Annotated in this window: 13 protein-coding genes; 10 read left to right on the forward strand and 3 right to left on the reverse strand. The window is 42.8% G+C overall.

Annotated features, from left to right (window positions below; all coding sequences use genetic code 11):
- The first annotated feature begins 5 nt into the window (after nt 1–5).
- The 8 genes from SKC35_RS09515 to SKC35_RS09550 all read left to right on the forward strand — a co-directional run bounded on the left by SKC35_RS09515 (nt 6) and on the right by SKC35_RS09550 (nt 7,847).
- Nucleotides 6–515, forward strand: a complete 510-nt coding sequence (locus SKC35_RS09515; RefSeq protein WP_377979154.1) for a DUF2911 domain-containing protein — start codon at nt 6–8, stop codon at nt 513–515.
- A gap of 121 nt (nt 516–636) precedes the next feature.
- Entirely contained in the window at nt 637–1,005 is a 369-nt protein-coding gene (locus SKC35_RS09520) for a response regulator (RefSeq protein WP_377979155.1), read from the forward strand.
- Between the two features lie 4 nt (nt 1,006–1,009).
- Nucleotides 1,010–1,792 carry an MBL fold metallo-hydrolase gene (locus tag SKC35_RS09525; protein WP_377979156.1) on the forward strand — a complete coding sequence of 261 codons (783 nt, stop codon included), beginning with the start codon at nt 1,010–1,012 and terminating at the stop codon, nt 1,790–1,792.
- Nucleotides 1,782–2,429 (forward strand): HAD family hydrolase, encoded by a 648-nt coding sequence (locus SKC35_RS09530; protein WP_377979157.1) that lies wholly within the window; start codon nt 1,782–1,784, stop codon nt 2,427–2,429. Before SKC35_RS09525 ends, SKC35_RS09530 begins: the two co-directional genes overlap by 11 nt.
- Nucleotides 2,426–5,029, forward strand: a complete 2,604-nt coding sequence (locus SKC35_RS09535) for a T9SS type A sorting domain-containing protein (RefSeq protein ID WP_377979158.1) — start codon at nt 2,426–2,428, stop codon at nt 5,027–5,029. Before SKC35_RS09530 ends, SKC35_RS09535 begins: the two co-directional genes overlap by 4 nt.
- Before the next feature lie 55 nt (nt 5,030–5,084).
- Nucleotides 5,085–5,927, forward strand: coding sequence for an acetyl-CoA carboxylase, carboxyltransferase subunit beta (gene accD, locus SKC35_RS09540; RefSeq protein ID WP_130894989.1), 843 nt, complete (start codon nt 5,085–5,087; stop codon nt 5,925–5,927).
- 280 nt (nt 5,928–6,207) lie between these two features.
- On the forward strand, nt 6,208–6,807 hold the full coding sequence (locus SKC35_RS09545; RefSeq protein ID WP_377979159.1) for a DUF6088 family protein: 600 nt from the start codon (nt 6,208–6,210) through the stop codon (nt 6,805–6,807).
- Nucleotides 6,808–6,818: 11 nt separating this feature from the next.
- Nucleotides 6,819–7,847 carry a nucleotidyl transferase AbiEii/AbiGii toxin family protein gene (locus SKC35_RS09550; RefSeq protein WP_377979160.1) on the forward strand — a complete coding sequence of 343 codons (1,029 nt, stop codon included), beginning with the start codon at nt 6,819–6,821 and terminating at the stop codon, nt 7,845–7,847.
- 53 nt (nt 7,848–7,900) lie between these two features.
- Here SKC35_RS09550 and SKC35_RS09555 read toward each other — a convergent pair whose 3' ends face one another.
- Together SKC35_RS09555 and SKC35_RS09560 are read right to left on the reverse strand one after the other, a co-directional pair.
- Entirely contained in the window at nt 7,901–8,710 is an 810-nt protein-coding gene (locus tag SKC35_RS09555) for a zinc ribbon domain-containing protein (protein WP_130894991.1), read from the reverse strand.
- A gap of 37 nt (nt 8,711–8,747) precedes the next feature.
- Nucleotides 8,748–9,839 carry a Nif3-like dinuclear metal center hexameric protein gene (locus SKC35_RS09560; RefSeq protein ID WP_377979161.1) on the reverse strand — a complete coding sequence of 364 codons (1,092 nt, stop codon included), beginning with the start codon at nt 9,837–9,839 and terminating at the stop codon, nt 8,748–8,750.
- Between the two features lie 72 nt (nt 9,840–9,911).
- Here SKC35_RS09560 and SKC35_RS09565 point away from each other — a divergent pair, with 72 nt between their 5' ends.
- Nucleotides 9,912–10,349 (forward strand): NUDIX domain-containing protein, encoded by a 438-nt coding sequence (locus SKC35_RS09565; RefSeq protein ID WP_130894993.1) that lies wholly within the window; start codon nt 9,912–9,914, stop codon nt 10,347–10,349.
- Here SKC35_RS09565 and SKC35_RS09570 read toward each other — a convergent pair.
- A complete protein-coding gene (locus SKC35_RS09570; protein WP_377979162.1) occupies nt 10,330–11,706 on the reverse strand; it encodes a high affinity choline transporter 1 in 1,377 nt (458 codons plus the stop codon). The two genes, SKC35_RS09565 and SKC35_RS09570, sit on opposite strands and share 20 nt — an antisense overlap.
- 50 nt (nt 11,707–11,756) lie before the next feature.
- On the opposite strand from SKC35_RS09570, the gene SKC35_RS09575 reads away from it, so the two are divergent.
- Entirely contained in the window at nt 11,757–13,004 is a 1,248-nt protein-coding gene (locus SKC35_RS09575) for a D-alanyl-D-alanine carboxypeptidase (protein WP_377979163.1), read from the forward strand.
- Nucleotides 13,005–13,055 lie beyond the last annotated feature (51 nt).

A 13,055-nucleotide genomic window follows, 5' to 3' on the forward strand; every position in this document is an offset into this window, starting at 1 on the left:
ATACTATGAAGAAGTTCTTATTACTATTGTCTTGTTTAGTTTCTTTCGGTGTTTTAGCACAGAAAGCGGCTCCATCACCAGCAGCGGTTGCCTCTCAAAAAGTAGGTAACACAGAAGTGATGATTAAATATGCACAACCTTCGGTGAAAGGTCGTTTGGTTTTTGGTACGAAAGAAGCGAAAGCTTTAGTTCCTTATGGTGAAGTTTGGAGAACAGGCGCGAACGAAGCGACTACGATCGAAATCTCCAATGACATAACGGTTCAAGGCAAGACCTTAGCGAAAGGAGTTTATTCTTTATTGTCTATCCCAGGCGAAACAGAGTGGACGATTATCTTTAACAAAGAGGCTAAAATGTGGGGTGCTTATACGTACAAAGAGGCGAATGACGTTTTACGTGTAAAGGCACGCGTAAGCGAGCATGCACACACGGAGCAATTCGCGATCGGAATCACGGCTGCAGGCCAGGTGACGTTAGATTGGGATAAATCATCCGTATCTTTCTACTTGAAATAAAATCAAGATCTCGATAAAAAAGCGGCTCAGTCATGGGCCGCTTTTTTTATTGCCAAAATTCGTTTGAAATCCACATTCCTTTGGCTATTTTTACTCGCAATTGATGATAAATAAAGAATATATGAAAAAGGTATTGATAGCGGAAGATAGCTCAGTAATCCAAAATCTAGCGAAGAAGATTTTAGAATTTCAAAACTTCGAAATCCACGCAGTAAAAAACGGACAACAAGTGTTAGACGAATTAGCGAAGGCTGAATTCGATATTATCTTATTAGATATCAATATGCCTGTTATGGACGGTATGGATTGCGCTCGTGCAGTTCGTGCATTAGCAGATAAGAAGAAAGCGGCAATCCCAATGATCGCAATCACTGGAAACGCGCGTAATTATTCGATGGATGAATTTAAAGCAGCTGGATTCAATGATTTCTTAGCAAAGCCTTTGAACTTCGATTCTTTGGTTTCTCAGGTGAAAGCCTTAACGGAATAAAGCTATGTCCCCTTCTAAAGTGACGTTTTTAGGAACGGGAACTTCGCAGGGGATTCCGATGATCGCTTGTGACTGCACGGTTTGTCAGTCTACAGATGAGCGAGATAAGCGGCTCCGTGTTTCGGTGCACATCGAAATAGGAGGGAAGAGTTTCATTATCGATACGGGTCCAGATTTTCGCCAGCAGGTTCTTAGAGCTGGAATTAAGCGTTTGGATGCCGTACTTTACACTCACGAACATAAAGATCATACGGCTGGAATGGACGATGTGCGGGGATTTAATTTCCATCAGCAATCTTCGATTCCTTTGTATGCCCGCGCTCAGGTTATTGAGCAGTTGAAGCGGGAGTTTGCCTATGCTTTTGGCGATAATAAATACCCTGGAGTGCCGGAAATCGATGTCTATGAGATAGATGGACAGCCCTTCACGGTGCAAGGGATCGACATTCAGCCCATCTTCGTGAAACATTATTACTTAGATGTATTGGGTTTTCGGTTTGGAAATTTTGCCTATGTGACGGATGCGAATTCCATCGCCCCTGAGGAGCAAGATAAACTACGTAATCTGGATGTGTTAGTCATCAATGCCTTACGTAAAACAACACACGTGTCCCATTTTACGCTAGCAGAAGCCCTTGAATTAATCGCGGATTTAAAGCCGAAACAGGCGTATATTACTCATGTTAGTCACCAAATGGGTTTGCACGCCGAGGTACAAAAAGAATTACCCCCTAACGTTTACCTAGCCTACGACGGGCTCGTACTAAATCCATCATATGTCTTTTAAAGCTGTTTTATTCGATATGGATGGCGTGATCGTAGATAACCTACCGTATCACGTGGAAGCTTGGTTGCTTTTTTGCGAACGCAATGGCATTCCATTGACGAAGGAGGTGTTTTACAAAGAGTTAAACGGGATGAATTCGAAGGATACCTTTGAATGGTTTTATCAAAAAGAGATGACTCGCGCGGAGGTAGAGGTGCTGGAAGAGGAGAAAGAATTACTTTACCGAGCGTTTTATGCCGAGCATCGTAAGCCGGCTGAAGGCTTGTTAACGTTCTTGAATGATCTACGTTCCAGAGGAATTAAAACGGCTTTGGCAACTTCTGCTGGTCCCGGAAATATTGATTTTATTGTGGATGGATTAGGTATTCGTGATCAATTTGATGCGATTATCGGTGGTGCTGAGGTGAAGAAAGGGAAGCCAGATCCAGAAATTTATCTTAAAGCTGCGGCGCTAGTGGGTGTCGCACCAGAAGATTGCTGGGTGATTGAGGATTCCCTTCAAGGCATTGCGTCTGGATTAGCCGCTGGCGCGCGTGTGGTAGGAATCACCACGTCGCATACCGCGCAGGAATTAGCCCATACGCAAGTGATTGCCCCTGATTTTATTGGTTTATATGATCAAATAGCTGCCCTATGAAAAATCTATTCTTCTTGTTTCTATTGATCTCTACGGCCTCTTTTGCCCAAAAAGGGCGCTATAAAATGGAGATGGTGCCGGGTAAAATGATCAAAGAATATACGCCTGAGTATATGGGATTGAAGCGTGATTTGCCGGAAGGGTATACGGAAAATATGCGCGCCATTCTAGCACAGGCTGCTGCAATTAGAGTAGAAGCAATCACCCAAACTAAGGCCACAGCTAACATCGTTTTGACCTACGAAACGGTACCTCCAGCGGATGTGAAAGCAGTTTTTGAGAAAGCTGCTGCGACTTGGTCTACGGTATTTTCTTCAGATGTGCCCATTAATGTCTATGTGAAATGGGCTTCTTTAGCAACGAATGTCCTAGGGAGCGCGGGGGCAACAATGAATGTGCGAAATTTCGTAGGGGCGAATCGATTGAATACTTTTTATCCCATTGCTTTGGCAGAGAAGATGGCTCATAAAAATCTGAACGGTACGAATGCAGATATCTTAGCGACGTTTAATTCCGATTTTACGGCTTGGTATATCGGTACAGATGGTATGCCCACTATCAATCAAATAGATTTGTATTCTGTGATTTTGCATGAGATGGGGCACGGTTTAGGGTTCATCGGTCAGGTTTCTGTGGACACGGGTGAAGCAGGATATCCGTATCCCGGTATTTTTGACCAGTATATGATTAATGCCGCGAATGTGGCGTTAATGGATACTAATAGTTTTAAGAATCCGTCGGCAGCGCTTTACACGCAGCTGACTTCGGGTAAAATTAACTTGTCTACGCCAGCTGTATTGCGAAATAATGGCAGCGCCGGGAAGCTTTATACCCCGTCTACCTATTCCGATGGGTCGAGTATTTACCACGTGGATCAGGTGAAATACAAAGTAGGAGACGCGAATGCGTTGATGACTCCCCAAATCGCGCGCGGTGAGATAACACGTAGTATTGGGCCCATTGTGACTTCGGCTTTTAATGATTTTGGCTGGTATTCATCGAATTTAATAGGTGAAGAGTATAACGATACAGAAGATCAGACAACAGATAAAGTATTTTCGGTGCAGGCGTATTCAGATACGCTTTGGGAAGAATCCTCTTTGAAATTATACCTAGCCATTAATTCCAATACATTTAATGCGGTATCTACTTTTGCAAAAACGGGTAACACTTATTCGTATACTTTGCCTAAAAGTGCGACGGCTAGAAACATCAAGTATTACTGGTATGCGGAGGAGAAATCCGGGAAGAAATTTGTGACGCCTGCAGAGGCTCCGGTGATTTCAGGAACTCGTTTTGGTAGTTATTTTGAGTTTAATATTGCGCCTGATACTACGAAACCGGAGGTCGTTTATTCGAATCCTTTGAAATACATTTTCACATCGCAGACCACGGTTCCGCTACCTACTTTGCTAGCCGCAGATAACATCGGAATTGACACGGTGTACATGGAATATTCCATTAACAGTGGTGCCGCGATCCGCAAGGGCTTTACTAAGGTGGCTGGGTTGAGTTTTAGTTTTACGAATAGTTTTGATTTTGCATCTGGTTTATTGAAGGCAGGGGATGTGATTAAATACCGGATTATCGTAAAGGATAAGGCCAAAACCACCAATACTATCACCCTGCCAGCAACTGGAACCTACGAGTTTGTGGTGATTGGATTGCAGGCAGCTGCGGCTAGTTATAAGCAGAATTTTGACACCCCTCCTTCGACAGATTTTTATTTGAAAGGCTTCAGTTTTACCCAGCCTTCCGGATTTTCAAGTATCGGTTTGCACAGTGCGCACCCGTATGCGGATGGATCTGAGGAATCCTATAATGGGGCAGGTGGCTCAGACAAGTTTACCAATAGTGATGCGATTTTATTAAAGCCTATCACGGTGCGGGCAGATTCGGCTAAAATCTATTTCGATGAGGTCGTATTAGTGGAGCCAGGAGATGCTGGTGCATCCTTCTTAAATGCGGACGGTACGGTAAATCGTAGTTTCTACGATTATGTAATTGTCCAGGCATCGAATGACGCCGGTAAAAATTGGTATAACCTCATCAATGGCTGGGATTCTAATTTCTCTACTACTTGGTTAAATGCCTATAATGTAGGTTTTGATGCTGCCGGAAATTCAACCGGAGTAGGCACTTCCACCCTAGTGAAAAAGCGAGAAATTGATTTGCTTTCCTCTGGTAAATTTAAGGCCGGCGACCAACTGGTCTTTCGCTTTCGTTTACATGCGGACATAGGAGCACACGGCTGGGGCTGGGCGATTGATAATTTGAATATCCAAGGTTCGGTAGCTTCGCCACCGCCACCTTTGGTTTTAGCAGCAGAACCTACGTCATATTCGACTGAATTGCAAGTAGCGCCTAATCCTACTTCGCGCTGGGTAAACTTACGTCTAGCTATAGGTTCGAATGATGAAAAGGTTGTGACAGGCATTTTGGGATCGCAAGGTCAATGGATTCAGCAAGAAAGTATTCAAGTAAAAGGGGGGATGCTGGAGAAGCAATTCGATGTTTCAACCTTGCCTGCTGGAACCTATTATGTCCAAGTTATCACCAATAGAAATGTATATAATAAGCGAATTATTGTGGTTCGCTAAGGCCTAGCAAAGCTTTTTACTTATCTTTGTAGACTTAATCATCAAAATTAGCCCTATGTCTTGGTTTTCAAGAAAAGAAAAAGGAATTGTCACCCCCACCGCTTCTAAATTAGATGCTCCGGATGGTTTGTGGTACCAATGTCCTTCTTGCAAAAAAGCGATTCATACGCGCGAACACCGTCTGTTTGCCTACACTTGTTCTGGTTGTAATTACCACGAAAAAATTGGTTCTCAAGACTATTTTGAGTTGTTATTTGACAATTCCCTTTACACAGAATTAGATCCGATGATGGGTTCAGGTGACCCATTAGAGTTCACGGACACGAAAAAATACACCGATCGTATTAAAGCTACGGAATACAACACGGGCTTGAAAGATGCGGTTAGAACAGCTTACGGTGAGATTAATGGATTGCCTATCACCATTTCGGCGATGGACTTTAACTTCATCGGTGGATCGATGGGATCCGTGGTGGGAGAGAAGATCACCCGCGGTATGCGCCACTCCTTAGAGACAGGAAAGCCATTCTTAATGATTTCTCGCTCTGGTGGTGCCCGTATGATGGAGGCAGGTTTCTCTTTAATGCAGATGGCCAAAACCTCTTCGTTAATCGCCCTCCTCGCAGAAGCTAAGATTCCTTATATCTCCCTAATGACCAACCCAACAACGGGTGGTGTAACAGCTTCATTCGCGATGCTTGGGGACTTCAATATTGCAGAGCCCGGTGCTTTAATCGGTTTCGCTGGTCCTCGCGTTATCAAGGAAACCATCGGTAAGGATTTACCTAAAGGATTCCAAAGCGCCGAATTCGTCGAAGAGCACGGTTTCTTAGACTTTATCGTCGATCGCAAAGATTTGAAAGATAAATTGAGTTCCCTGTTAGGGATGTTGAAATAGAAAAAAGCCAGCTGAGAAGCTGGCTTTTTTGTTATGAAGTAATTCATTTCTTTAATTAGTAAACTGTTTTTCATCATACGCTTTTATTAAAGCAATTAGTTCAGTTAGCTCCTTGTCTTCTTTCGATTAGGGAATGGCATTGAATATTTCAATTAACCTTTTTGATGCTTTGTTGTAATTTTCTTCAGTGATTATAGTCTTTTGTCTCCTAAGTTTAAGGTAGTGTTTTTTTATTTTTTGTCGCAAATATTTACTATTTTTGCGACAAATAAATTCATTTATGCATTCTACGAGTTTTGAATATCGGATACTTGATAAAGTTAAGAAGATTACCAAGGGGACTCTTTTTTTTACGGAGGACTTTGTTGAATTTGGGTCCGCTAAAGCAATTGCTAAAGCTTTAGAGCGCTTAGTTAACCAAGGCGAGCTAAGTAGAGTGGCACGTGGAATTTATGCACGCTTGGATGTTAGCCCTGTTTTAGGGGAGTTGCTGCCCACTACTGAACAGATTGCGCTGGCAATCAGTCGAAGAGATATGGCTAGGATTATGCCTACAGGTGCTTTGGCATTAAATGCACTTGGATTATCTACTCAAGTTCCGATGAATGTAGTGTATTTAACAGATGGGGCTGCACGAAAAATTGAAATAGGGCGGAGGAAGATTGTATTTAAAAAATCAGTTCCTAAAAATTTGGCAGCTAAAGGAAAAATAAGTGGTCTTGTTATTCAGGCATTGAAAGACATAGGTAAGGATCAGGTAACTGATCATGAGATCAATATTATTCTTGACCATTTGCGTAAGGAAGAAGTAACTCATGTACAACATGATATTAAATTAGCGCCAGAATGGATTAGAGCCATCTTGCGGAAAGTTTTATAAAAACAAAAAGTATGCAAGGGTGGAATGGGGAGGCTGAGGAAACTCGTCGAGGCGTGTATGAACAAATAGCCGTGTCCACAGGGTTGTCTCCCTTTGCTATTGAGAAAGATTGGTGGGTTGTACAAACTTTATCTTGTGTTTTTGAATTAGACGCGGCTAAGTTTATCGTGTTCAAAGGAGGAACATCATTAAGTAAAGCATGGCATTTAATTGAGCGGTTTTCAGAAGATGTGGATCTGGCAATTTCTGAATCCTATTTTGGATTTGAAGGCGTACTTTCTAGAAATCAGAGAACAGAATTACGTAAAGCTTCAAGTCGTTTTACCTCTGGTCTTTTTTTAAATGAGTTGAAGGCTAAATTTGTTCAAAAAGAACTCCTTGGTGTTGACTTTTTAGTGCCAGCATTTATTTCGAGTGATCAAGATCCTTGTATTATCGAAATTTACTATCCAAGTATAATTTCTTCCACTGATTACCTTAAACCAAGAATTCAAATCGAGTTAGGTTGTAGATCATTGATGGAGCCGGCAAGTTTGCGAACTTTTGGATCACTAGTAGACGAATTTTATCCTACTCAGACTTTTGCTATGCCTTTTATTCAGGTACCTACCGTGGAGCCTATCAGGACGTTCTTGGAAAAAGTATTTTTGCTTCAAGAGGAATACCAAAGGCCGGATGGTAAATCTAGAGTGAATAGAATGAGTAGACATTTATATGATATTGTTAAATTAAATCAGGCTGGAATAGCAGATATTGCTCTTGGAGATCCTGTGTTGTATGCTAAAATTGTTAAACATCGATATGAATATAATCGCTTAGGAGGAGTGGATTACAATAGGCATCATCCCCATTTAATAAACCCGGTTCCTCCATCCCACTTACGCCGTTTATGGGAAGGAGATTACAACAAAATGGTTGATGAGATGATCTATGAAAGTAATCCCCCTTCATTTAATTCAATTATGGAAGAATTGAATCAGATTAAAACTAAGTTGACTTCAGTTAAGTGGAAATTTAAATTGGAGTTTCCGTCCATTTGAAATAAAAAAAGCCCGCTATTTCTAGCGGGCTTTTCCATTGTATTTTATTGAAATTACTCAGCAGCAGCTGCTTCTGCTTTTGGTGCAGCTTTAGCGCGTGATTTCTTTTCTTTCTCTGGTGCTGGGATCACATCTTCTACACCGGCGAATACACGTCCACAATGCTCGCAAACTAAGATTTTCTTCTTGTCTTTGATGTCTGTTTGACGTTGTGGTGGAACAGAGCTGAAACAGCCGCCACACGCACCACGCTTCACTAAAACAACCGCTAAGCCGTTACGTGCGTTATCGCGTAATTTTGTGTATGATTTGAAAAGACGCTCGTCTACCGTTTTCACTGCTTTCTCACGATCTTTCAATGATTTTTGCTCATCTTCTTCGCTTTCAGCGATGATCACTTGCAATTCATTTTGTTTGATCTCTAAATCCTTCTTGCGCTCGAATAAATTCGATTCAACAGAAGCGATTTCGTCGTTTTTGTTCAAAACTTTGAAGTCGATTTCTTTGATACGCTTGTCAGCAATCTCCATTTCGATTCCTTGCAATTCAATTTCTTTAGAAATCGCATCGAATTCGCGGTTATTGCGCACATTCATTTGTTGTTCCTTGTACTTAATGATTAAGTTATCAGAATTTTTCTTTGCGATTCTATAGTTGCTGATTTGCTCTTCGAAATCAGCTACGTCTTGTTGAAATTTAGCCAAACGAGTCTCTAAACCCATGATCTCGTCTTCTAAATCACGAACTTCTTCGGGTAAATCACCACGAACTTTGCGGATAGAATCTAAGTTTGTATCAATTGTTTGAAGCTTTAAAAGGGCCTCTAACTTTTGGGCAATCGTTGTTTCGGTAACTGTAGCCATTATTCTAATTTATTTGAATTGTCTAACCTCTCTCGTTTTAAGTGAAACGTACCGGATTGGTATTGGTCTCACTTTTCAGAACGGCAAAATTACTAATTTTTTTTGATAAATAGTCATGTATTGCATCAATAATCATGACTTCTGACTCGTAATGCCCCACATCGATGATTAAACATTGATTTTCTGCGTCAAAAAATTCGTGGTACTTAATATCAGCCGTAATGTAGGCGTCACAACCTTGTTTTACGGCCTCTTTTATGAGGAAACTTCCGGCACCACCACAAACAGCCACTTTGGAAATGGGACCTGATGGTAAAGCCGTGTGTTTGAGGGTTTGTAGGCCTAGACGTTTTTTGGCAAAAGCAATAAACTCCTCAGGAAACAAGGGTTTTTCCAAAGTACCCACATAGCCTGATCCCACTTCCTGCCACGAATTATCGAGCGAAAGAATAGAATAGGCAACCTCCTCATAGGGATGGGCAGTCTTGAGTGCACTCAAAATCTGACCAGAAAGATGCGATGGAAAAATCATCTCCACCTTCACTTCGTTCACCTCAGACAAAACGCCAGCAGATCCCGTATGCGGATTTGCCTCCGAGGAAGGTTGAAAACGTCCTAAACCCTCCTGCGTGAAGCTGCAAGAAGAATATTCGCCAATATTTCCCGCTCCAGCGGCGTGCAAAGCCTCCCGTACGGAGAACTCATGCGAAACGGGAACATAATACTGTAAAGCTTTCAAGGCATCGCGCATCGGTTTCATTACTTGTCCTGTGATGCCTAACTTCGAAGCTAGGTGATAGCTAACCCCTTTAGGTGCGTGGTCTAAATTCGTATGAGATGCGTATAAGGCAATATTGTGTTGAATGGCTTTGATGATCGTTCGTTCCACATAGGTTGCGCCGGTGATCCGCTTCAAGCCGGAGAATACGATGGGATGGTGTGAGATGATCAGGTTGCACCCTTTCTGGATCGCTTCATCTACTACGTCTTCAGTGCAATCTAGGCTGATTAATACGCCTTTCACTTCTGCTGAGCTGTCGCCTACAAGTAGGCCTGCGTTATCATAGGATTCTTGCCAGGCCAAAGGTGCCCAAGCTTCCATCTGCTGACAAATTTCTCTTATTTGCATTTCACACGTTCGTTTTGCCTGCAATTTAGGAAATCTAATGGTATATTTAACCTTTCAAAAAACTCCAACCCCATGCGAATTAGACCAGCTGCGCTCATCATCGAAAATAATCACGTGCTTTTTTTGCGCTATGATTATCCGGGTGGCAGCAAATTCGCTTTGCCTGGAGGGAACGTCGATGCGGGCGAGACTTTTCCGGTTTGTATAGCACGCGAGTGTGAGGAGGAACTAGGTATCGAGGTAGAAGTGGGGGAATTAATTTCAGTAGGTCAAGTGCATGCGACGGCTGATTTCTCCGCTTGTACGCACTTGGTTTTTGAAGGAGATATCGTGGGAGGAATTCCGCAATTGCATCCGGATGAAACGACAGCGAACGATTTAGTTTGGGTGCCAGCAGATAAAATCGCTGAATTGAATATTTATCCTGCCTTGAATGACGCTATTCTTGATTTCATTCATTCTGGAAAGAAAGGCCAATACGTGGGAACGCTTAAGCAGATTTGGCTTTAATCTGATTTCCTGCCAGCAAACCAATCAATCCCGCTAAAAGTCCATACCACACCGCTGGAATTTCAGACGGGCTGATGAAGTGGAAATAGGCCCAAAACACTAATCCCAAGACCATACTTAAGTGACTTCCCCAAGGTGTCGTGCGTTTCCACCAAAGTCCTGCATTCAACGGAATAAAGAGGGAAACGAGGCTGAAGGCGGAAGCTTCGCCTACGAGTTCGAAGATGTTTTGGCGTTCAATAGCCATAATAATACAGGCCAAAGTCACTAAAACCACCGAAACTCGGATAAATAGCAACACCGTTTTATCCGAGGGCTGGCGCATCAAGGGTTTCAAAATATTCTCCCCTAATACGGAAGCTGGCGCTAAAATCGCACCGGAAGTCGTACTTAATAAGGCAGAAAGTAGAGCTCCTAAAAACAAGACTTGCATCGCCCGAGGAGTGAATTTCATCACTAAGGTAGGAATCAATAAATCATCTTCTGATAGAAGTGTTGGATATAAACGAACCGCTATAAAGGCAATCAATAAGGGTAATAGTGCAACCGTCAAGTACATGGCGCCGGCGGCAATACTCGCTCTAGCGGCTACTTTTTCACTCTTCGCGGACATCACGCGTTGAAAAATATCTTGCTGAGGAATAGACCCAAAACCAATCGTAATCCACGCAGCTCCATAGACGAGCCAATCTTTCCAGGTGTTTTCCACGGGAATGGCACGGAAGAAATGTTTCGGTTGCGAGTTGACGAGTTGGTTGAAATCCGGGACTTTGGCCCATAATAAATAGGCTAAAAATAACAGCCCCGCAATTAAGATAATGTTATGGAAAAAGTCGGTCACCGAGATCGACCACATACCTCCTAAAAGCGTGTAGGCCATCACTAATAAGGCGCCTATGATGATTCCCATCTCCACAGAGATAGGCAATAAAAGGTGCATTGTAAGTCCTAAGGCCACTAATTGAGCAGAAATCCAGCCGAAATAAGACGGGATCATAATAATCGCCGAAAGCTTCTCTGAAAAGGCGCCAAAACGCAAACGGAAATAATCACTAAAGGTCAATACCGGCAGGGGATACAGTTTTCGCGCATAAATGGCACCCACTAAAAACAAGCCGACCGCCGCCCCAAAAGGTTCCTCAATAATCGCCAAAATCCCGCCATGCACGAATTCCTTAGGCGCACCTAAAATCGTTTCAGACCCAAACCAGGTCGCGAAAGTCACCATCGTCGCTAAAGCAAAAGGCAACGAGCGCCCCGCTAGCACAAAATCCTGCGTAGAATGCACCTTTTTGCTAGCCCACCAGCCTACGGCCAGGTTCAGTGCAAGGTAAAAAATGACAAAGCCTACGAGCATTCTTTTAGTAAAATGAGCCCAAAAATACGAAAACCTTTTACCTTTATCCTATGAAAAATCTCGCCTTTTTATTCCTATTCGCTTTAGCAGGTTGCCAAAGCTCCCATTTACAGATCGCCTTCACTGAATCTAGCCTCGCTCAGCGGGCCAGTGGCGTCATGATTAAGGACCTTTCTTCAGGTAAGGTATTATTCGAAAAGAATGCAGATCAATATTTCATGCCGGCCTCTAACATGAAGCTGTTGACCTTTTTAGAGGCGAATAGAATTTTAGGCAGTCAAATCCCTTCCTTTAAATACCGGGAAACAAAGGATACCCTCTTTTTCTGGGGAACCGGCGATATTTCTAACCTGCATCCCTCCATCAAAAACACCGCCTTGCGCGATTTCCTTGCGGCTTCCTCGAAAGTTTTAGTGTACGGATCGCCTTTGAAACCCATTCCTGTGATGGGTTCAGGCTGGGCTTGGGATGATTACAATGACCACTATTCGGCAGAAATATCGGATATGCCATTGTATGCGAACTTGGTGAATTTTTCGGCTTCTGAAAAGCGATGGAAGATTTTGCCAGACGCCTTTGAGGCCGTGGCTAAAACAGGATCTACGCTGGAAGTACGTCGAAACCGCTTGAAAAATCAGTTTGAATTACCAGTCTTACAAACCGAAAAATATGGTGCTCAAGACGTACCATTCATTACCTCACCCGATATGACGACCTTTTTATTGACGGATACCCTACATAAATCCGTAGAGACCATGCCGCTCGCGGTACATCCGGATGCCCGCATTTTCTATGCTGGCAAAATGGACAGTTTATACCTCCCTATGTTGCACGAAAGTGACAATGCCGTGGCGGAACAGTTATTGGTGATGATTGCCGCAGAGAAAGGCTGGGAACCCACGCAGGTAATCGAAAACTTGAAAAAGGAGCCAGGCAATGAATTTTTACAGGATATTCGCTGGGTGGATGGCTCCGGTTTATCGCGTTATAATTTAATTAGGCCAAAAGATTTCATCCACATCTTAGAATTATTAGCGAAAGAAGTCGCTCCAGATCGTTTACATGCCCTGTTGCCAGAGGCCAGTAAAACGGGTACGATGCGTAACGTGCAAGACCTGAATCCCGGCGTGATGATATGGGCGAAGTCAGGTTCTTATGGAAATACCTATGATCTTTCAGGTTATTATCTCACCAAAGACGGTAAGACACTTGCCTTCTCCGTATTATCGAATCTAGGTAATGCGTCTGTGAGAGATATTAAGAAGTCGGTGGTGGAGTTTTTGAGGGCGATACACTAAAATTAGATTAGAGATTATAGAGTATAGAGAAGAGATAAAATCTCGAGTTAA

It is taken from the genome of Aquirufa originis, assembly GCF_042714495.1.
Lineage (GTDB): Bacteria > Bacteroidota > Bacteroidia > Cytophagales > Spirosomataceae > Aquirufa > Aquirufa originis.

Coding starts and splice junctions, on each gene's coding strand:
- SKC35_RS09575 (WP_377979163.1), top strand. CDS start 11,757: ATGAAAAATCTCGCCTTTTTATTCCTATTCGCTTTAGCAGGTTGCCAA.
- SKC35_RS09560 (WP_377979161.1), bottom strand. CDS start 9,839: ATGCAAATAAGAGAAATTTGTCAGCAGATGGAAGCTTGGGCACCTTTG.
- SKC35_RS09520 (WP_377979155.1), top strand. CDS start 637: ATGAAAAAGGTATTGATAGCGGAAGATAGCTCAGTAATCCAAAATCTA.
- accD (WP_130894989.1), top strand. CDS start 5,085: ATGTCTTGGTTTTCAAGAAAAGAAAAAGGAATTGTCACCCCCACCGCT.
- SKC35_RS09570 (WP_377979162.1), bottom strand. CDS start 11,706: ATGCTCGTAGGCTTTGTCATTTTTTACCTTGCACTGAACCTGGCCGTA.
- SKC35_RS09550 (WP_377979160.1), top strand. CDS start 6,819: ATGCAAGGGTGGAATGGGGAGGCTGAGGAAACTCGTCGAGGCGTGTAT.
- SKC35_RS09530 (WP_377979157.1), top strand. CDS start 1,782: ATGTCTTTTAAAGCTGTTTTATTCGATATGGATGGCGTGATCGTAGAT.
- SKC35_RS09565 (WP_130894993.1), top strand. CDS start 9,912: ATGCGAATTAGACCAGCTGCGCTCATCATCGAAAATAATCACGTGCTT.
- SKC35_RS09535 (WP_377979158.1), top strand. CDS start 2,426: ATGAAAAATCTATTCTTCTTGTTTCTATTGATCTCTACGGCCTCTTTT.
- SKC35_RS09515 (WP_377979154.1), top strand. CDS start 6: ATGAAGAAGTTCTTATTACTATTGTCTTGTTTAGTTTCTTTCGGTGTT.
- SKC35_RS09525 (WP_377979156.1), top strand. CDS start 1,010: ATGTCCCCTTCTAAAGTGACGTTTTTAGGAACGGGAACTTCGCAGGGG.
- SKC35_RS09545 (WP_377979159.1), top strand. CDS start 6,208: ATGCATTCTACGAGTTTTGAATATCGGATACTTGATAAAGTTAAGAAG.
- SKC35_RS09555 (WP_130894991.1), bottom strand. CDS start 8,710: ATGGCTACAGTTACCGAAACAACGATTGCCCAAAAGTTAGAGGCCCTT.